The sequence below is a fragment of the Parafannyhessea sp. LCP19S3_B1 genome, from assembly GCF_052121955.1.
Taxonomy (GTDB): Bacteria; Actinomycetota; Coriobacteriia; order Coriobacteriales; family Atopobiaceae; genus Parafannyhessea.
In genome coordinates this window covers 101765-121771 of record NZ_JBQKDH010000009.1, presented here as the reverse complement: position 1 = coordinate 121771, position 20007 = coordinate 101765, and the positions used below count along the sequence as shown (strand labels likewise).

17 protein-coding genes, 1 other RNA gene and 1 pseudogene are annotated in these 20007 nt (G+C 68.0%); all 19 read left to right on the top strand.

Annotation, left to right across the window (positions count from 1 at the left end):
- Nucleotides 1-3: 3 nt before the first annotated feature.
- The 19 genes and pseudogenes from prfB to alr all read left to right on the top strand — a co-directional run bounded on the left by prfB (nt 4) and on the right by alr (nt 19999).
- Complete coding sequence (gene prfB / locus ACTQWE_RS06550; protein WP_170103612.1) at nt 4-1116, top strand: peptide chain release factor 2; 1113 nt, start codon at nt 4-6, stop codon at nt 1114-1116.
- Nucleotides 1113-1991 (top strand): YitT family protein, encoded by an 879-nt coding sequence (locus ACTQWE_RS06545; protein ID WP_170103613.1) that lies wholly within the window; start codon nt 1113-1115, stop codon nt 1989-1991. The genes prfB and ACTQWE_RS06545 overlap by 4 nt, the downstream gene beginning before the upstream one ends.
- Before the next feature lie 195 nt (nt 1992-2186).
- Complete coding sequence (ftsE, locus tag ACTQWE_RS06540; protein ID WP_441856749.1) at nt 2187-3302, top strand: cell division ATP-binding protein FtsE; 1116 nt, start codon at nt 2187-2189, stop codon at nt 3300-3302.
- Entirely contained in the window at nt 3289-4215 is a 927-nt protein-coding gene (gene ftsX / locus ACTQWE_RS06535; RefSeq protein ID WP_441856748.1) for a permease-like cell division protein FtsX, read from the top strand. Before ftsE ends, ftsX begins: the two co-directional genes overlap by 14 nt.
- Nucleotides 4216-4296: 81 nt before the next feature.
- Nucleotides 4297-6348, top strand: coding sequence for a ribonuclease R family protein (locus ACTQWE_RS06530; protein WP_441856747.1), 2052 nt, complete (start codon nt 4297-4299; stop codon nt 6346-6348).
- Between the two features lie 78 nt (nt 6349-6426).
- Nucleotides 6427-7362, top strand: coding sequence for a hypothetical protein (locus ACTQWE_RS06525; protein WP_441856746.1), 936 nt, complete (start codon nt 6427-6429; stop codon nt 7360-7362).
- Nucleotides 7352-7843 carry an SsrA-binding protein SmpB gene (gene smpB, locus ACTQWE_RS06520; protein ID WP_441856745.1) on the top strand — a complete coding sequence of 164 codons (492 nt, stop codon included), beginning with the start codon at nt 7352-7354 and terminating at the stop codon, nt 7841-7843. Before ACTQWE_RS06525 ends, smpB begins: the two co-directional genes overlap by 11 nt.
- A 56-nt stretch (nt 7844-7899) precedes the next feature.
- Nucleotides 7900-8382 (top strand): annotated as a pseudogene (locus tag ACTQWE_RS06515) (flavin reductase family protein); the annotation flags it as partial.
- Between the two features lie 135 nt (nt 8383-8517).
- Nucleotides 8518-8661, top strand: coding sequence for a rubredoxin-like domain-containing protein (locus ACTQWE_RS06510; protein ID WP_197674403.1), 144 nt, complete (start codon nt 8518-8520; stop codon nt 8659-8661).
- A 188-nt stretch (nt 8662-8849) separates the two neighbouring features.
- Nucleotides 8850-9213, top strand: a transfer-messenger RNA (tmRNA) gene (gene ssrA / locus ACTQWE_RS06505).
- A gap of 103 nt (nt 9214-9316) precedes the next feature.
- Entirely contained in the window at nt 9317-10219 is a 903-nt protein-coding gene (locus ACTQWE_RS06500; RefSeq protein WP_441856744.1) for a patatin-like phospholipase family protein, read from the top strand.
- 201 nt (nt 10220-10420) lie between these two features.
- Nucleotides 10421-12061 (top strand): hydroxylamine reductase, encoded by a 1641-nt coding sequence (hcp, locus tag ACTQWE_RS06495; RefSeq protein ID WP_441856743.1) that lies wholly within the window; start codon nt 10421-10423, stop codon nt 12059-12061.
- A 202-nt stretch (nt 12062-12263) separates the two neighbouring features.
- Nucleotides 12264-12704, top strand: a complete 441-nt coding sequence (rplM, locus tag ACTQWE_RS06490) for a 50S ribosomal protein L13 (RefSeq protein ID WP_090846835.1) — start codon at nt 12264-12266, stop codon at nt 12702-12704.
- Between the two features lie 3 nt (nt 12705-12707).
- A complete protein-coding gene (gene rpsI, locus ACTQWE_RS06485) occupies nt 12708-13103 on the top strand; it encodes a 30S ribosomal protein S9 (protein ID WP_441921427.1) in 396 nt (131 codons plus the stop codon).
- A 130-nt stretch (nt 13104-13233) separates the two neighbouring features.
- Nucleotides 13234-14571 carry a phosphoglucosamine mutase gene (gene glmM / locus ACTQWE_RS06480; protein WP_170103622.1) on the top strand — a complete coding sequence of 446 codons (1338 nt, stop codon included), beginning with the start codon at nt 13234-13236 and terminating at the stop codon, nt 14569-14571.
- A 220-nt stretch (nt 14572-14791) separates the two neighbouring features.
- Nucleotides 14792-16639 carry a glutamine--fructose-6-phosphate transaminase (isomerizing) gene (gene glmS, locus ACTQWE_RS06475; protein WP_441856742.1) on the top strand — a complete coding sequence of 616 codons (1848 nt, stop codon included), beginning with the start codon at nt 14792-14794 and terminating at the stop codon, nt 16637-16639.
- A gap of 3 nt (nt 16640-16642) precedes the next feature.
- Entirely contained in the window at nt 16643-17209 is a 567-nt protein-coding gene (gene acpS, locus ACTQWE_RS06470) for a holo-ACP synthase (RefSeq protein ID WP_441856741.1), read from the top strand.
- 7 nt (nt 17210-17216) lie between these two features.
- Nucleotides 17217-18830, top strand: a complete 1614-nt coding sequence (locus tag ACTQWE_RS06465) for an NAD(P)H-hydrate dehydratase (RefSeq protein WP_441856740.1) — start codon at nt 17217-17219, stop codon at nt 18828-18830.
- A gap of 11 nt (nt 18831-18841) precedes the next feature.
- Entirely contained in the window at nt 18842-19999 is a 1158-nt protein-coding gene (gene alr, locus ACTQWE_RS06460) for an alanine racemase (RefSeq protein WP_441921425.1), read from the top strand.
- The last annotated feature ends 8 nt before the right edge of the window (nt 20000-20007 follow it).

Genomic DNA, 20007 nt, shown 5'->3' with positions numbered 1-20007 from the left:
GAAATGACTGACATCTCCAGAGAAGACATCGAGGGGCTATCCGAGAGGCTCGACAAGGTGGAGGACTACCTCCACGTGGACGAGAAGCGCGGCAAGGTGGCCGAGCTCGAGAAGCTGAGCGCCGAGCCCGGGTTCTGGGAGGATGCCGAGGGCGCGAGCAGGACCATGGAGCAGCTGACGCGCGCCAAGGAGGACGTCGTGGCCATCGACTCCGCGCGCTCGGAGCTCGAGGACGTGAAGGCTGCCCTTGAGCTGGGCGAGGAGACCGGAGACGAGGACCTTCTCGCCGAGGCGAGCTCGACGCTGGAGCGGCTGGTGTCGGACCTTGGGGAGCTGGAGCTCTCCACGTGGTTTACGGGGGAGTTCGACCACGGCGACGCCATCGTGACGGTGACGCCCGGACAGGGCGGGCTCGAGGCGCAGGACTGGTGCGACATGCTTTTCCACATGTACCTGCGCTACTGCGAGCGGCGCGGCTGGAAGGTGGACGTGAACGACGCCCCCGCGGCAGATGTCATCGGCATCGACCGGGCGACGTTCACGGTGTCCGGCAGAAACGCATACGGCATGCTTCGCGCGGAGCAGGGCGTGCACCGGCTGGTGAGGATCTCTCCCACCGACGACAAGAAGCGCCGGCAGACCACGTTTGCGGGCGTGGAGGTGCTGCCGGTGCTGCCGGACGACGTGACCGTGGACATCGACCCCCAGGACCTGCGGATCGACGTCTACCACGCGACGGGCCACGGCGGGCAGGGGGTCAACACCACCGACTCCGCGGTGAGAATAACGCACATACCCACCGGCACGGTCGTCACGTGCCAGAACGAGCGCAGCCAGATCCAGAACAAGGCCATCGCCATGGGCATCCTGCGCAGCCGCCTGTACGAGCGCGAGCTCGCGAAGCGCGAGGCCGAGATCGACGAGCTGCGCGGCCCGAAGCGCGACATAGGCTTTGGCAACCAGATCAGGAGCTACGTCCTGTACCCGTACAAGATGGTGAAGGACCTGCGCACGGGCATCGAGACGGGCAACGTGGACGCCGTGCTGAAGGACGGCGACCTCGACCCGTTTGTGATTGGCTATCACAGGTGGCGCGTCGGCGGGGGTGACGAATGAGGCACAGGTTCGACTGGAGGCGTGCGGCGAAGGACGCGCTCCTGATAGTTGCGGGCTCGGTGCTGTTTGCCATCGGGATCGACTGCTTCGAGCTGCCAAACGGCATCGCGGCCGGAGGACTCACGGGTCTGGCGACCATCATCTACGCGGTGGGCAAGGCGGCGGGCGTCACGCTTCCCGTCGGCATACAGACCATCGCCATGAACATCGTGCTTCTGGTGTACGTGGTGCTGCGCACGCGCGACTGGTCCTACGTGACGCGCAGCATCGCCGGCATCCTGGTATCCGGCTTCGTGATCGACGCGCTTGCGCCCGTGCTGCCGGTGCCCACCCATGGCGACCTGCTGATATCCGCCATCTGGGGCGGCGTGTTCGTGGGCGCGGGCGTTGGCGTCGTCTTCCTTTCCGGCGGCAACACCGGCGGCACGGACATCGTGGCGCAGCTCATCGCAAAGCGCATAGGCATGCCGCTCGGCACGCTGAGCATACTTATCGACGGCGTGATCGTCATCGCGTCGATCCCGGTGTTCTCGCTCCGGAACGCCCTGTTCGCCGGCGTCGCCATGTACATTGGCGGACGCGTTATAGACGCGGTCGTCGACGGCCCACGCACGGCGCGCATGGCGTACGTCATATCGGGCAAGCACGAGGAGATCGCGAACGCAATCATGTACGACCTCGGTCGCGGCTGCACGGAGCTCCGGGCGCGCGGCGTCTGGAGCGGCAACGACCGGCCCGTCCTCATGTGCGTGTGCGGCAGGACCGAGACCGCCCGCCTGAAGCAGATCGTGGGCGAGGTCGACCCGGACGCGATCGTGGTGGTCTCCGAGGTCCACGAGGCCTTCGGCGAGGGCTTCACGCGCATCGGCTCGTAGGGTGCGGGCAAGGGGCGAACGCTGGCGAGAAGGGCGTGCCCCCCAAGGCCGCGGACCTTCTCGCCAGCGCGCCTTGGACTTCTTTGGCGCTCTGGTTAATCTGTGCTACGCCGGCGTCGCCGTGCTCCGCACCTGCGTTTCCGGGTAGACTTAACAAGATTCTGTCAGTATCGCTTTGTAGAAAAAGGAGCTCTAGTGGCCAACCACTTTCGCAGCAGCGAGCGGCAGGGGGACGACAGGCTTGACTCCACGAGTCCGCAGGTCCCGCAGGCCGATGCGGTCCAGGGCGGCGGGTCCCATGACCCGCAGTCCCATGTAGACGCCATCGTGCGGGAGGAGGCGGCGAACGTCCGCAGCGCGGCGGCGCACGCGGTGCCGGCTGCGCAGACACCGGCAGACCCCGCGCCCCAGGCGCCCGCGGACGCCGAGCCCCTGCAGCCTGTCACCACGGTAACGGCGCACACCCCCGAGGACGCGCCGCAGGCACCACAGGGCGAGGGCCTCGTGGTGTCGCAGACCGCGGGCGACATCGAGTCGCAGCCCGAGACCAAAAGCGTCTTCGCGCCCCTGCAGGATGACGGCAACCGCGTGGTACCCCACACGGGCAGGCCGACCATCTCGCTCAGAAACGCAACACTCATCTACTCGGCCCAGCCCAACAAGCCCGCGCTCGACGGCGTGAGCCTCGACATCTATCCCGGCGAGTTCGTGTTCGTCGTCGGCCACTCCGGCTCGGGCAAGTCGACCCTGCTCAAGCTCCTCACGCGCGAGCTGCGCGCCACGAGCGGCAAGGTCATCGTCGCGGGCCAGGACCTCACGAAGCTACGCGACAGGAAGGTCCCGTACCTCCGTCGCCAGATCGGCACGGTCTACCAGGACTTCAAGCTCCTGCCGGACAAGACGGTGTACGAGAACGTCGCGTTCGCGCTCGAGTGCATCGGCAAGCCGCGCGCGGTCATCAAGGTCCAGGTGCCCGAGACGCTGCGCCTCGTCGGCCTTGCCGAGAAGATGGACAACTACCCCGACCAGCTCTCCGGCGGCGAGCAGCAGCGCGTCTCCGTTGCCCGTGCCATGGTCAACCGCCCGCCGCTCCTGGTGTGCGACGAGCCGACGGGCAACCTCGACCCGGCCATCTCGCTCGGCATCATGAGGCTGCTCGACCGCATCAACCGTACGGGGACCACCGTCGTCATGGCGACCCATGACCGCGAGATGGTCGATTCCATGCGCAGGCGCGTGATCGCCCTCGAGGCCGGCCATGTGGTGCGCGATCAGGAGAAGGGAGGCTACGGCTTCTATGGTGCCATCTAACATTGGGTACTCGCTCCACGAGGCCTTCCGCCACTTCCGTCGCAACTGGTCCACGGTGCTCGGGGCAATCGTGACGATCTTCCTGTCGCTCTTCGTGATCGGCATGTTCGTGCTCGGCTCCGTGCTCGTCGGCAACCTCGTCGGCAACGTGGAGGACCGCGTTACCATCCAGGCGTTCCTCTCGGACAACGCGGACAAGACGGCCGTCGAGGCGCTCCAGAAGAAGGTCGATGGCTGGAAGTACGTCGAGTCCGTCTCGTACAAGAGCAAGGAGGAGGCGCTCAAGCAGTACAAGGAGACGATGAGCAACCGCAACGCCGCGGACGCCGTCGCCGCCCTCGACGGCGAGAACCCCGTGCCCGCCTCGCTCGTGATCAAGCTGTCGGACCCGCAGGACGTGGAGAAGGTGGCGAACAGGCTCGTCAAGAACGCGGACTTCGCGAAGGTCGCGGACAACTCCTCCAACCCCAGCGACTCCGTCCAGTACGGCCGCGAGACGGTGGAGCGCCTGTTCAGCGTCACCTACTACCTGCGCATCGGTGCGATTGTGCTCGTGGCGCTGCTCGCGTTCATCGCGTTCGTGTTCATCAACAACACCATCCGCCTCGCCATCTCGGCGCGTCGCCGCGAGATCGCGATCATGCGCCTGGTCGGTGCCTCGAACGGCTTCATCCGTGGGCCGTTCATGATGGAGGGCCTGCTCGAGGCGCTCTTCGGCTCCGTCCTGGCGGTCGTGACGCTCAACGCCGCCCTCGCCGTCGTCATGCCCAGGCTCCAGAACAGCCTGAAGTTCCTCTCGTTCGACCTGCCGGCGCACGTGCTGGCGGGCACGTACGCGGGGCTCATCGTAATCGGCATGCTCCTCGGCATGTTTGGCTCTATGATTGCCATGAGGCGCTACCTCAAGGTCTAGCCAAGCAACCGGCATCGTCCTCGTACAAAGGCGGCGCGGCCTGCGGGTCACGCCGCCTTTCCCTACCAAAGGAGGTCTCGCATGGGACGCAAGCGCCCGCACAGGGGAAACCGTCGCCGTCCCGGACGGGAGGGCAAGCGCAAGGCGCACGTCCTTCTCACCGGAACGCTGCGCGTGATGAGGCCCGGCGTCGCGGAGGTGCAGACGCCGGAGGGGACGTTTCCCGTGGCGCGCGGCGGCATCCGCGAGGGCATGAGCGGCGACGAGGTGCAGGTGAGCCTGCAGGACGTGCGCGGGCGAGAAAAGCTTGCGCGCGTGCAGAACGTCGTCACGCGCGCGACGACGACGTTCCTGGGCGTCTACAGGCACCTTGACCCGTTGGGGGCCGTCGTTCCGCTGGACGCGCGGATCAAGCGGGACTTCTTCGTGATCCCGCAGGACAAGAGCGCCGCGCGCCTGGGCGTGGGGGAGGGCGACGTCGTGTCCGCCCGCATCACGGAGTACCCCTCCCGCCACAGCGCGGGCGTCGTCACCATAGACCGGCGCGTGGGCTCCTCCGCGGAGCTCGACCTCAACGTGGAGTCCGTCATCGCGTCGTACGACCTGCCGGGCGATTTTCCCTCGGCGGCGCTCGCGCAGGCGGACGCGATCGCAGTGGACGCCGAGGCCGCCCTCGCGAGCGACCCGCTGCGCCGCGACATGCGCGCGAGCTGCGTCTTCACCATCGACCCCACCGACGCCCGCGACTTCGACGACGCCGTGGGCGCCAGGCGCGTAGACGACGGCTTCGAGGTGGAGGTCCACATCGCGGACGTGACGCACTACGTGCCGCTAAACTCGCCCGTCGACAACGAGGCGAAGCGCCGCGGATGCTCCGTCTACCTGGTGGACCGCGTGCTGCCCATGCTGCCGGAGCGCCTGTGCAACGACGTGTGCTCGCTCAGGCCCGGCGTGGACCGGCTGTGCATGAGCGTCGTCATGCGCTTGGACCGCCGCGGCAACGTGACGGACGCCCAGGCGTTCCCCACGGTCATACGCTCCGCAGCACGGCTCGACTACGACACTGTGGACGCGCTCCTGGAGGGCCGCGTGGACGCGGCGGGGCTCCCGTGCGCGCCGGACGCGGCGCCGCGGGTGGCGGAGGCCATCGCGGTGCTGGACCAGGTGGCGGCGCTTCGCATCGCGCGACGGGCGGAGCGCGGCGCCATCGACTTCGACACCCGCGAGGCAAGGGTCCGCCTGGGCGAGAGGGGCGTGCCCACGGGGGTGGAGGTCCGCCGCAAGACGCGCGCGACGAGCCTGGTGGAGGAGGCCATGCTCATCGCGAACGAGAGCGTCGCGCGGATGCTGGCGGACGCGGACGCGCCGGCGGCGTACCGCGTGCACGAGCGGCCTTCCCCGGAGGAGCTCGCGCAGACCATACCGGTTCTTGCGGAGCTGGGGCTCGTCCACGGCGAGCTCACGGACCGCGTGGTCGCGGGCGACCCGTTTGCCATCCAACAGGTGCTTGCGGCGGCGCGCGGCACCGCCGGCGAGGCCCTGGCGACGACGCTCCTGCTGCGCGCGCAGAAGCGGGCCGTCTACCTGCCGCAGAACGAGGGGCACTACGCGCTGGGCGCGAAGGCGTACTGCCACTTCACGTCGCCCATCAGGCGCTACCCGGACGACGTCGTGCACCGCGCGCTCAGGGCGCAGCTGGAGGGCCGGGCGCGTGGCCGCGAGCAGCTGGACGTTGCACGGGGCCTCGCGCAGCTGTGCCGCACGTGCTCCGACCGCGAGCGCATCGCGGACGGCGCGGCCCGCGACACGCAGAAGGTCAAGATGGCCGAGCTGTTCGCCAGCCACGTGGGCGAGTCCTTCTCGGGCGTCGTCGTGGGCGTGGAGCGCTACGGGCTCTTCGTCACGCTGGACGACACGTGCGCGGAGGGCCTGGTGCCCGTGGGCGCGCTCGGCGACGAGTGGTTTGCGTACGACGAGAAGCGCCTGTGCCTGACGGGCGAGTCGTCCGGGCGCGCGTGGCGCTGCGGGCAGCGCGTGGCTGTGACCGTCACGGGGACGAACCCGGCGCGCGGGCAGATAGACTTCGCGCCGGCGCGGGCGGACGCGCACGCCGCGTCGCATGCATCAAAGTGACGCGCAACGGGTAGCCTAGAACACATACGCAATCCCGCCGCGGGCGGGGCACGAGGGCGGCGCTGCCGCTGGAGGAACATGGACGAGAGTGGAATGACGGAGGGCCTGGCGCACGCGGAGGCCCTGATGATAGAGGGGCAGAACGACGAGGCGCTCGACGTGCTGCTGGGCATCGCGGAGGACGCGGAGGAGTACGTGGACCGCAACTGCCCCACGACGGACGAGGTGCAGTGGTTCAGCTTCCCCACGATCTTCGAGCGCCTGGCGTACCGCCGCGTGGAGAAGGACCCGCGCGAGCTGCGCGACGTGGGCGAGCCCATGGACCGGCTGTACGGCGACCTTGCGCTTGCGGCCGTGCACACCGGCGACTACGACATCGCGACGAACGCGCTGAAGCAGGCGGTGCGCTGGAACCCCATGGGGTGCGAGAACCGTCTGAACCTCGCGGACCTCTTCCGCGTGAACGGCGACATAAACGAGTACCTTGCGCTCACGTACTCCGTGTTCGAGCGCGCGAGCGACGCGCGGCACCTCGCGCGGGCGTTCGCGAACTTCAGCGAGTACTTCCTGGTGCAGCAGAAGCCGCGCACGGCCGCGGCGGCGCTGCGCGCGGGGCGTCGCCTGGGCGTGAGGGAGCGCGCGCTCGACCAGGCGCTTGACCAGGCAGCCGGCACCACGCACGACCCAGACCTCGTTGGCGACGACGAGGCCCGCGACCTTCTTGCCCAGGAGGGCCTGCCGGACGGCGCGAACGCGGAGATCGCCATCTGCCTGCTGATGTGCGCCACGGACGCCGCGCAGGCCGGCCAGCAGGACGTCGCGACCAACCTGACGGTGCGCGCCCGCGACCTGGTGGGCGAGGACGCCTCCATGGCGCTGCTGAGGCTGATCCGCCAGAGCGACGAGGACCTCGCGGCAGACCAGGGCGCGCCGGGCAAGGAGGATGCGCCGGGCGAGAAGGGCGCGGCGGACGGCGCCGAGGGCACGGCCGGGGGTGACGCGGATGGCCGCTAGCAAGGCGAGGGACAAGCGACCCGGCATAAAGGTCATATCGAAGAACCGCGCCGCGCGCCACAACTACGCGATCGACGAGACGTTCGAGGCCGGCATCGAGCTCACGGGCGCGGAGGTCAAGAGCCTGCGCGACCGCGCGGCGCAGCTGACGGACACGTTCGTGCTCATACGCGGCGGGGAGGTGTGGCTCAACGGCATGCACATCCACCCGTACGTGAACGGCGGCGTGTGGAACCCTGACCCGGACCGCAGGCGAAAGCTGCTGCTGCACCGCAGGCAGATAGACTACATGGAGCAGAAGCTTCGCACGAAGGGCGTCGCCATCGTGCCGCTTCAGATGTACTTCGACGAGCACAACCGCGTGAAGCTCACCGTCGCGCTCGCCACGGGCAAGAAGCTGTACGACAAGCGCGCGGACATGGCGCGCCGCGACTCTGACCGCGAGATCCGCCGCGTGCTGAAGGAGCGCAGCCGCGGGTAGCGCTCGGCACGGCGCTCGCGGCATGGCGCCTTGCCGCCGCGGCACCAGGCCCTAGAATGACGGTAGGCGCCCCCACGCGGGGCGAAGGCATGCGTTTGGAGGGACAGATGGACACCACCGCGTTCACGAAGTTCACGTCCGGGCTCTACGTCGTCTCTGCGTCCGGAGCCGACGGCACCTCGGCGTGCCTCATCAACACCGGCCTGCAGCTCACGAGCACCCCGCTGCAGATAGAGGTCGTCGTCAACAAGCAGAACCGTACGCAGCGGGCGATCCTGGACGCCGGCCACTTCGCGCTCTGCCCGCTGGACGTGACGTGCGACATGGCGTACGTGGGCCGCTTTGGCTTCAAGTCCTCCGCGGACGTCGACAAGTTCGCGGGCATCGACTCCGCTGTTACGGCGCTCGGCGACCGCTACCCGCTTCCGCACGTGCTCGCCGTCGTGTCGTGCAAGGTCGTGGCGACGCTGGACGTGGGCACCCACACGGTGTTTGTGGGAGAAGTGCAGGACGCCAGGACCCTTGGCGATGCGGACCCGCTCACGTATGCTTACTACCACACGGTGTTGAAGGGAAAGACGCCGCCAAAGGCCTCCTCGTACGTACCGGCGGAGGTCGCGAACACTGGGGACGGTTCCGCGAACGCGGACGACCACATAGAGAGAGGAAACACCATGGCTGACGAGAAGAAGACCTACAAGTTCGTCTGCACGGTCTGCGGCTACGAGGTCGAGGTCGACACCCCCGAGCTTCCCGAGGACTACGTCTGCCCCGTCTGCGGCGTTGGCCCTGACCAGTTCGAGCTGGTGGAGGAGTAGCCTCCGCGGCCCCTCGCGCACGTGCGCAAGGACGGGGTCGCGCCGGTGCGTGGCCTCGTCCTTCTCGCCCGGGTGCAAAAAGTCGTGCTGTCTGACGCGCGGAAAGTTGGGTAGACTCTACGTGTTCGGGCGCGGCCCGGACGGCACTTTGACAGACGCATGGTGGCATTCGGCCCCAAGCACCTCATGGGGGCGACTGGTTTCGACAGGGTAGTTCTGAGGTGGGCAGCAGGCCGTGGTCTCCTCGCCACGCTAAACAGGGGTACCGTCAAATTTAATTGACAACGATTCTTACCAGGGCTATGCCCTCGCTGCTTAATTATTAACTAGCAGCCGTCAATCCCGGGATCGCTCCCGTCCCCGGTGCGACGTCATCTAGGGAGATGCTCTCTGGGACGTAGTCGGTATGCCCAGGGAAAAGCAAGAACCGGCTGGGACGCCAAGCGCGGGTCGCCAAGTGCGCGGCGTCCAAGACCCAATTGGCGACTAAGCTTGTAGACACCTGCCAGGGAGTTGCTTTGGACCGGAGTTCGATTCTCCGCGCCTCCACCATGGACTTCGTCGGCGCCCGCCCCGCAAGGGGTGCGGCGCCGTTTTGCTACGCATGGCCGGCCCGGCGCGGCGCGCCCTGGCCCCAACAGAGAGGGGGACGCCCATGGCGGCCCAAGACACGGCCCTCGTGCTTGAGGGCGGAGGATTTCGCTGCATGTTCACGGCGGGCGTGCTCGACGTCCTCATGGAGCATGGCCTGTACGACTTCGGCAGCGTGTGGGGCGTCTCGGCGGGCTCCATCAGCGCGTCGAGCTTCAAGAGCCGTCAGATTGGCCGCACGGCCCGCATCATGCTCGCGTTTAGGGACGACCGCAGGTTCATGTCGTTCTGGTCGCTTCTGACCACGGGCAACATCGCCGGCGGCGAGTTCATGTACGAGGAGGTCCAGAACGTGCTGGACCCCTGCGACGTTAAGACGTTCAATGGCAACCCGACGCGCATGTTCAGCGTCGCGTCCAACGTGGTGTTCGGCACGGCGGACTACCTCGAGTGCAAGAGCTTCCCGGAGGACGTGGCCAAGGTGCAGGCGTCCGCCTCGATGCCGGGCGTGTCCCAGATGGTGGAGGTTGACGGCAACCGCTACCTGGACGGCGGCACCACGGACTCCATACCGTTCGAGGTGGCGCTCGGCTCGGACGGCGCGCGCAAGGTCGACGGCTACGACGGCGCGCAGAGGGCCGTCGTGGTGCTCACGCGCGACCGCGACTACGTCAAGGGCCTCGGCAACGAGGGGCTGGTCCTGCGCAGCCACCGCTACGACGCCTACCCGTACTTCACCCATGCGCTCGAGACGCGCTACCTGCGCTACAACGCCCAGCGCGACCTGCTGTTTGCCATGGAGGCGGAGCAGGACCCGCGCGTGCTGGTGATCGCCCCGCCTGACCCGGTCGACGTGGACGTCACCGGCGCGGACGGCGGCGCGCTGCTCTCGCTCTACGTGAAGGGGCGCCAGCAGGCGGAGGCGCGCCTGGAGGAGATAGCGGCGTTCATCGGCCACGAGGCATAGCGCGCCGCGCCCGCGGCCGTGTCGCGACCCCGCGGCCGCGTCCTTCTCGCCCGGCCGCGGCGCCTGGGCGAGAAGTTCATGCGTGCGGCTTGTGAGCAACTCGGTGGCTGTTGCAAGTGCAACTGATTGCGACCTCGGTCTGGCGTAGGCTCACGTTAGTGAGGGTCGCGGCGGGGGCCGCGCGTCAGAGAGAGGTGTTCGATGGATCCCAAGATGTTCTGTTACCAGTGCCAGGAGACCGCGGGCTGCAAGGGCTGCACGATTCGCGGCGTGTGCGGCAAGTCGCCGGAGGTCGCCGCCATGCAGGACCTCCTTGTGTATGTGACGAGGGGCCTGTCTGCCGTGACGAGCGCGCTGCGCGCGAAGGGCGAGTCCGTCTCGCGCGGCGTAAACAGCCTCGTTGCCACGAACATGTTCCACACCATCACCAACGCAAACTTCGACGAGGCGGCCATCCGCGAGCGCATCGCACGCACGCTGAGCGTGAAGGCGTCGCTCCTGGCAAAGCTCGGCGACACGGACGGCCTGCCCGAGGCCGCGCTCTGGTGCGGCGAGGACGCCGACTTCGCCGCGAAGGCGGCGACGGTCGGCGTGCTTTCGTGCAAGGACGAGGACGTACGCAGCCTGCGCGAGCTGATCACCTATGGCGTCAAGGGCCTCTCCGCGTACACGGCGCACGCGAACGCCCTGCTGAAGTACGACGAGTCCGTGGACGCGTTCATGCAGGAGGCCCTGGCGAAGACCCTGGACGACACGCTGGGCGTGGACGATCTCGTCGCGCTTACCCTTGAGCTCGGCAAGCACGGCGTGGACGGCATGGCGCTCCTGGATGCCGCGAACACCGGTGCGTACGGCAGCCCGGAGGTGACGGAGGTCAGCATCGAGCCGCGCTCGAACCCCGGCATCCTCGTCTCGGGCCACGACCTGCGCGACCTCGAGATGCTGCTTGAGCAGACCAAGGGCACGGGCATCGACGTGTACACGCACTCCGAGATGCTCCCCGCGAACTACTATCCCGCGCTGAAGAAGTACGACAACCTCGTGGGCAACTACGGCAACGCGTGGTGGAGGCAGAACGAGGAGTTCGAGAGCTTCAACGGCCCCATCCTCATGACCACCAACTGCATCGTGCCCCCGCGCGACTCCTACAAGGGTCGCATGTTCACCACCGGCTCTGCGGGATATCCCGGCTGCACCCACATCGAGGCCAACGAGCAGGGCGAGAAGGACTTCTCGGCACTGATCGAGCTCGCCCGCACCTGCGAGCCGCCCACCAAGATCGAGGAGGGCTCCATCGTGGGCGGCTTTGCCCACGACCAGGTCTTCGCCCTCGCCGACCAGGTGGTCGACGCCGTGAAGACCGGCAAGATCACGAAGTTCGTCGTGATGGCCGGCTGCGACGGCCGCGCGAAGAGCCGTAGCTACTACACGGACTTCGCCCGCGCGCTTCCCGAGAGCGTCGTCATCCTCACGGCGGGCTGCGCCAAGTACAAGTACAACAAGCTCGGCCTCGGCAACGTCCCCGGCACCGGCATCCCGCGCGTGCTGGACGCCGGCCAGTGCAACGACTCCTACTCGCTCGCGCTCATCGCGTTGAAGCTGAAGGAGATCTTCGGGCTGGATGGCGTGAACGACCTGCCCCTGGCCTTCAACATCGCGTGGTACGAGCAGAAGGCGGTCATCGTCCTTCTCGCCCTGCTTGCCCTTGGCGTCAAGAACATCCACCTCGGGCCGACGCTGCCCGCGTTCCTCTCGCCGAACGTGACGAAGGTCCTCGTGGACAACTTCGGCATCGCCGGCATCACGAACGTGGACGACGACCTGAAGATCCTGGTGGGGTAGGGGCCGGGCAGGCCTTGGCCGACCAATGCACGACAATCGGGCCCGGGCGATGTCGTCCGGGCCCGAACTGCGTCTTTTGTGTGGGAATGTCGTGTTTTGTGTCGCGTGCCCCATGGTGTTGTATACTTCTAAAGCTTTTCCACTGAGCCCCGTAATCTCACAGGAAAACGCGTTCTGTTTAGTAAGCACATGGAGGAGTCAAGTGAACAAGTCGACTCATTACGCCAAGAAGGGTGAGGTCCAGCGCAACTGGGTGCTCATCGACGCCGACGGCGCCACCCTTGGCCGCCTCGCTACCAAGGCTGCCATGATCCTTCGTGGTAAGAACAAGCCCCAGTACACCCCCAACACCGACACGGGTGACTTCGTGGTGGTCATCAACGCCGACAAGGTCCAGCTTACCGGCGTCAAGGCCGACCACAAGGAGTACTGGCGCTACTCCGGATGGCTGGGTGGCCTGAAGAAGGAGTCCTTCAAGGAGGCCATGGAGAAGCACCCCGAGCGTGTCGTCGAGCACGCCATCAAGGGCATGCTTCCCCACACGTCCCTCGGCCGCCAGCAGGCGACGAAGCTCAAGGTCTACGCTGGCCCCGAGCATCCGCACGCCGCTCAGAACCCCGTCAAGATCGATCTGGAGGCTTAACCGATGGCTGACAACACCGCTGTTTACACCGGCACCGGCCGTCGCAAGGAGGCAACCGCCCGCGTTCGCCTCGTTCCCGGCACCGGCAAGGTTACCGTCAATGGCCGCGACGCCCTCAACTACTTTGGCCGTCAGCAGCTCGTTGACAACGCACTCGCTCCGTTCCGCGTGACGGACACCGTTAACCGCTTCGACGTCCTCGCCAACTGCGATGGCGGCGGCATCAACGGTCAGTCCGGCGCGCTCCGCCTGGGCATCGCCCGCGCCCTCCTCGAGGCTGGCGAGTACCGCACCGACCTCAAGAAGGCCGGCTTCCTCACCCGTGACTCTCGCGCGGTCGAGCGCAAGAAGTACGGCCTGAAGAAGGCCCGCAAGCGCCCGCAGTTCTCCAAGCGCTAAGGCCCACTGGCTTCCAATGCACGTACGGAGGGCCTGTCGACTCTGGTCGGCAGGTCCTTTTTCGTTACAGTGGTGATGTAGGCAACGGCGACACCTCCGGGCGCCGCATCTCACACGAGAGAGGTCTGCTATGAAGTACTTTGGTACGGACGGTTTCCGCGGCGTGGCCAACGAGGGGCTGGACGTCGAGCACGCGTACAAGATCGGCCGCTTCGTCGGCTGGCACTACGGCGCCCGCGTGGGGAAGAAGGCCCGCGTCATCCTGGGCAAGGACACGAGGCGCTCCAGCTACATGTTCGAGAGCGCCCTCGTCGCCGGACTCGTCGCGTCCGGCGCGGACGCGTACATGCTCCACGTCATCCCGACGCCGGGCCTCGCGTACGAGACCGCGGACGGAGGCTTCGACTGCGGCATCATGATCACCGCGTCGCACAACCCCTACACGGACAACGGCATCAAGCTCGTGAACACCGAGGGCTACAAGATGGAGGAGGACGTCCTCGAGCAGATCGAGTCCTACATCGACGGCGAGCTCGACGTGCCGCTCGCCACGGGGGACGCCATCGGCTGCACCGTGGACTACATGCAGGGCCGCAACCGCTACATCGCGCACCTCATCGCGTCGTGCGGCTTCAGCATGCAGGGCGTGAAGGTGGGCCTCGACTGCGCGAACGGCGCGGCGTCCTCCGTCGCGCGCCCGGTGTTCGACGCGATGGGCGCCGAGACCCACGTGATCAACAACGCCCCGAGCGGCTTCAACATCAACGTGGACTGCGGCAGCACCCACATCGAGAGGCTGCAGGACTTCGTGGTGAAGAACGGCCTCGACGTCGGCTTCGCCTACGACGGTGACGCGGACCGCTGCATCGCGGTGGACGAGCGCGGCCACGTGGTCGACGGCGACCTCATCATGTACGTGTGCGGCGTCTACCTCGCGAAGCACGGCCGCCTCGCAAAGAACACCGTCGTCCCCACCGTCATGTCCAACTTCGGCTTCTTCAAGGCGCTCGAGGCCGCGGGCATCGACCACGTCTCCACGGCCGTCGGCGACAAGAACGTGTGGGCGTGCATGATGGAGAACGGCTACACCCTCGGGGGCGAGCAGTCCGGGCACATCATCTTCGGCGACCTGGAGAAGACCGGCGACGGCATCATGACGTCGCTGCGTGTGATGGAGGTCCTGCGCGCGGAGCGCGAGAAGCTCTCCGAGCTCACGCGTCCCGTCAAGCTGTACCCGCAGCTCCTCATCAACGTGCGCGTGCAGGACAAGGACGCCGTCATGGCTTCCGAGGACATCCAGGCTGCGGTCAGGCGCGCCGAGGAGTTCCTCGAGGGCAACGGCCGCGTGCTCGTGCGCGCGTCCGGCACCGAGCCCCTCATCCGCGTGCTCGCGGAGGCTCCCACCGACGAGCTCTGCCAGAGGGCAGATGCGATCGTGCTGGATGCGCTCGAGCCGTACAAGGAGTAGCGACAGGCAACATACCTGCGTCTTTGCGCGGGCGAGAAGGGCGGGCGACTCCACTTGGGGGCGCCCGCCCCTTGCGTGTGCGCTTGCGGCTCGTGGCCCGCGGGTTTGGCCACCGTGTCTTTTATGGGAGCCACGCGGGGCCGGTGCCAAGTGCTGGTACCATGGACACCTAACCATGGACGCACGCTGCGCCTCGGGCGCATACACAGGAGGTAACCAAATGTGTGGTGTCGTAGGATACACCGGTGAGGGCCAGGCAATCGACTTCCTCCTCTATGGGCTGCAGACCCTGGAGTATCGCGGGTACGACTCCGCGGGCGTCGCCGTGCTCTCGCCGGACGACAACCTCCACCTCGTGAAGGTGGCCGGGCGCGTCGCCGCCCTGAAGGAGCGCTGCGACGCGGCGAACCTCGTCGGTTCCACGGGAATCGGCCACACGCGCTGGGCGACGCACGGCGCCCCGACCGACCGCAACGCCCACCCGCACACGAGCTGCGACGGCCGCATCGCCGTCGTCCACAACGGCATCATCGAGAACTACGAGGCCCTGAGGCGCCAGCTCATGGCGGAGGGCCACAACTTCAAGAGCGACACGGACACCGAGGTCGTGGCACACCTGGTCGAGGACGCGTGGCGCGGTCCCGCGAGGGGCGACCTCGCCTCCGCCGTCCGCTACGCGTGCGACAGGCTCGAGGGCTCCTGGGCGCTCGGCGTCGTCTGCGCCGACTGCCCGGGCGAGGTCGTCGTGACGAGAAAGGCGTCGCCCCTCGTCGTGGCGTCCACCAAGGACGGCGCCTATGCGGCGTCGGACGTCATGCCGCTTGCGAGGGCGACGTCGCACTGCCTGCAGCTTGACGACTATGACATCGCCACGCTGCACGAGGACGGCTCCATCGACATAGTCGACCGCGAGGGCAACGTCGTCGAGCACCCGAAGGCGCTCGACATCGACTGGGACGCCTCCGCCGCGACGCTCGGCGGCTACTCCGACTTCATGGCGAAGGAGATCGCGGAGCAGCCGGCCGCCATCTCGCGCCTGCTGAAGGACCGCCTGGGCAAGCACGGCGTCGAGCTGGACGAGCTGTCCATGAGCAACGACGACCTCGCCGCGATCGACCGGGTGTACATGGTCGCGTGCGGCACGTCGTACCACGTGAGCCTCATCGCCCGCGAGCTGGTGCAGGACTGGGCGAAGATCCCCGTGTTCTGCGAGTACGCCTCCGAGCTGAACTACAAGGAGCCGCTCGTCACCGACCACACCCTCTGCGTCATCATCACCCAGTCCGGCGAGACGGCGGACACGCTGACCGCCGCCAGGAGGATGAAGGCGCTCGGCTGCAAGGTGTTCGCGATCACGAACGTCCTCGGCTCCTCGGCCGCGCGCGAGTCGGACGGCACGATGTACATCCAGGCCGGTCCCGAGGTCTGCGTCGCCTCCACGAAGGCGTACACCGCCCAGATGGTGGCGTCCGCCCTTCTCGCCCTGCGCCTTGCCCTTGCGAACGGGAGCATGGGCGAGGACGAGGTGCGCGGCCACTTCGCGAGCCTGGAGCAGGTGCCCTCCCTCATGGAGGAGGTCATCCGTCGCAGGTGGCAGGACAAGCAGGCCGCGCGCGTGTTCTGCAACGCGAAGTCCGCGCTGTTCCTGGGACGCGGCGTGAACTCGACCACCGCGTACGAGGGCGCGCTGAAGCTGAAGGAGATCAGCTACCTGCACGCGGAGGCGTATCCCGCCGGCGAGATGAAGCACGGTCCCATCGCGCTCCTCGAGCCGGGGTTCCCCGTGGTCGCCATCGTGCCGGCGGACCACGTGCACGACAAGACGGTCAGCAACATCGAGGAGTCCATCGCGCGCGGCGCCACCGTCGTGGCCGTCGCGACGGACGGGGACGAGCGCGTGGCGAAGCTGTGCGAGAACGTGCTGTGGATCCCGCCGTGCCCCGAGGAGTGGATCGTGCCGCTCGTGGCCGTGGTGCACCTGCAGCTGCTGGCCCGCTACGTGGCGCGCGCACGCGGCTGCGACGTGGACAAGCCGCGTAACCTTGCGAAGTCCGTCACCGTGGAGTAGGCCGTGGCGCGCGTTGGCATAGGCGTGGACATGCTCGAGATCGCGAGGATGGAGCGCGCCCTGACGAGGCACCCCAGCTTCGCGGCGCGGGTGTTCACGGACGACGAGCGCGCGTACTGCGACTCGACGGCGCGCCCGGCCGAGCACTACGCCGCGCGCTTCGCCGCGCGCGAGGCCGTGGTGAAGGCGCTGGGCACGGGATTCTCGGAGGGCATCGGCATGCGGGACGTCTCGGTGGGACGAGACGTGCGCGGCCGGCCGGTCGCCATCCTCTCGGGACGCGCGGCCGAGGTGGCCCGCGGGCGGGGTATTGACGAGGTGGTGCTGTCGCTCTCGCGCACGCACGAGGTCGCGGTGGCGAACGCCGTCGCCATGACGGACGACGTCCGGCCGCACGCGGACGAGGGCCCGGACCCGAAGAGGGAGCTCCAGGCCTCGTTCAAGGAGGCAAAGTCGATAATCGACGAGCTCGAGCGGCTCCAGGACGGCATAATGGATACGCTTGGGGAAGATGGTCCCGCGGAGCCCCGGGAAGACGAGCTGCCGCTCGAGGGCTCGATGGGAGAGTGAGGCGCACATGCAGCCAGTTCTGAACGTGGAAGACGTCAAGCGCGTCGAAGCCGGGCTCACGGAGGTGGGCGTAAGCATATCCGAGCTCATGCACCGGGCGGGTTCCGCGGCCGCGAGCGAGGTCGTCCGCATGGGCGACCTGGGAAGCGTCGCGGTCTTCTGCGGCCTGGGAAACAACGGGGGCGACGGCTGGGTCGCCGCGGAGGCGCTCCACGCCAAGGGCGTCGCCGTCACCGTCGTGAGCCCCGTCGAGCCGAACGACATCCAGGGGGACCTCGCGCGCGTCGTCGCGAAGAGCGCGCAGGCGGCCGGCGTCGACATCGTGGTCGCCCCGCCGCGCGACAAGGTGGTCGAACTTCTCTCCGGCACGGACGTCGTGGTGGACGCCATGCTGGGCACCGGCTTCCATGGCACGCCCAGGGCCCCGTTCGACATCTGGATCGGCTGCATCAACGCGTCCGGCGCACGCGTGCTCTCCGTGGACGTGCCGAGCGGGCTTTCCGCCCAGACCGGCCTCGCGGACAGCGAGTGCGTGATCGCGGACACCACGGTGACGATGCTCGTGCTGAAGCCCGGCCTGCTTTCCGACAGCGGCCGCGACGCCTGCGGCGCCATCATCGTGGCGCCCCTGGCCGAGCAGACGGAGCGCCTGGCCATAGAGGCCGACCCCGTGGCATGGCGTGCGGACCTGGACGACTACGTGGACGTGCTCGCGCCCGCCTCGAACGCCGTCGACAAGTTCTCGCGCGGGTCCGTGCTGGTGGTGGGCGGCTCGACGCGCTTCGTCGGTGCGCCCATGATGGCGGCCATGGCGGCGGCGCGCGCCGGCGCCGGCTACGTGACGCTTGCGGTGCCCGAGCCCGTGGCGCCCATCATCCAGGCGCGCATGATGGAGATTCCCGTGCTGGCGCTGCCGGCGGGTAGGGACGGCACGTTCTCGAGCGAGGCGATCCAGCTCGTGGCCGAGCTGGCCGAGAAGCGCACGGCGACCTTGGTGGGCCCCGGCATGCGGGTGAGCTCTGGCACCGTGGGCGTGGTGTCGAGGCTCCTTGAGACGAAGGTTCCCCTGGTGGTCGACGCGGATGGCCTGAACTGCATCTCTCGTCTGACGTCGAACAGGGCCGACGAGTTCCCGGAGCTGCTGCGCCGCGCCGCGCCGCTCGTGCTGACGCCGCACCGCAGGGAGCTCGGCCGCCTGGTGGGGCTGGAGGACACGCCGCCCGCGTCGCTCACCGCGGCCATGGAGGCCGCTCGCCGCATCGTGTGGGCGGACGGCGGCTCCGAGCTGACCGTCGTCGCGAAGGGCTCCGCCACGGCGTGCGTGGGCGTGGACGTCGCCGTGCTGCCGAAGCCCGGCCCCGCCGCCCTGGCGACCGCCGGGTCCGGGGATGTGCTCGGGGGCGTGATCGCGGCGTTTCTCGCCCGGTCGAACGTGGACAACGAGGACATTCCCGTGCTGTGCTCTCTTGCGTGCGAGGTACACGGGTACGCGGGGTCCATCGCCGCGGAGCGCTTTGGGTCTCGCGGCGCGATGGCACGCGACATTATCGATGCGCTGGGGCTTGCCGAGGACGCTCTTGAGGAGCAGATGACCTTCCCCGACTCCGGCGGAGCGGAATAGGTGGAGGACAGATGCCAGTTACATATCCCAAGAACAGGTGGGCGTGGGTCGAGGTGAGCCTTGCGGCCATCCGCAAGAACACGAGGGCGTTCAAGGCGCTCCTGGAGCCGGGCGTCAAGATGATGTGCGCCGTGAAGGCGGACGCGTACGGACACGGAGCCGTTGAGTGCGCGAAGGTCATGCGCCAGGCCGGTGCGGACCAGTTTGCCGTCGCGACGGTGGACGAGGGCATCGAGCTGCGCCGCGGCGGCATCGCGGAGCCGATCCTGATGCTGAACGAGTCTCCGCTGGAGAGCCTGGACGACCTTCTGGAGTACGACATCATGCCAGCGGTGTACGACAGCGACTTCGCGCTCGCGTACGGCGAGCGCGCCGTGGCGCTGGGCAAGGTGGGCCGCTACCACCTGGCCGTGGACACCGGCATGTCGCGCATCGGCGTGATGCCGCAGGACGCCGTGGAGTTTCGCCACATGATCGACTTCCACCGGGGGCTGGAGTGCGCCGGTACCTTCACGCACTTCGCCACGGCGGACGTGATAGGCGACTGGGACTTCAAGCAGCAGGCGCAGCGCTTCGCGGACACGGTGGGCGCGCTTCGCCAGTCCGGGCTCGAGGTTGGGCTCGCGCACTGCGACAACACACCGGGCACCGTGCTGCACCCCGAGTACCACTACGACATGTGCCGCGTGGGCGTTGGCCTGTACGGCCTGCAGCCCGCGGAGACGACGGCGCCGCGCATTAGCCTGACGCCCGCGATGAGCGTGCGCGGCCGCGTGACGCGCGTGGCGAACCCCGCCGTGGGCGAGGGCGTGGGCTACGGCCTGACGTACCGCGTGTCGAAGCCGAGCATCCAGATCGCGACCGTGCCCATTGGCTACGCCGACGGCCTCGCGCGAAGCCTGTCGAACAACATGGACGTGATCGTGAACGGGGCGCGCGCCCGCCAGGTGGGCCGCATCTGCATGGACCAGTTCATGTTTGCGGTGGACGTAAACAGCGTGCGCGCGTACCACCCGGCGCAGCCGGTGCAGCGCGGCGACATCGTGACGATCATGGGGCGCGACGGCGACGAGGAGATCACGGCGGACGAGCTCGCGGCGCGCCGCGACACGATCAACTACGAGGTCGTCTGCAACTTCAGCGAGCGTCTCGACAGGATCTACGTCTAGGGGGCACG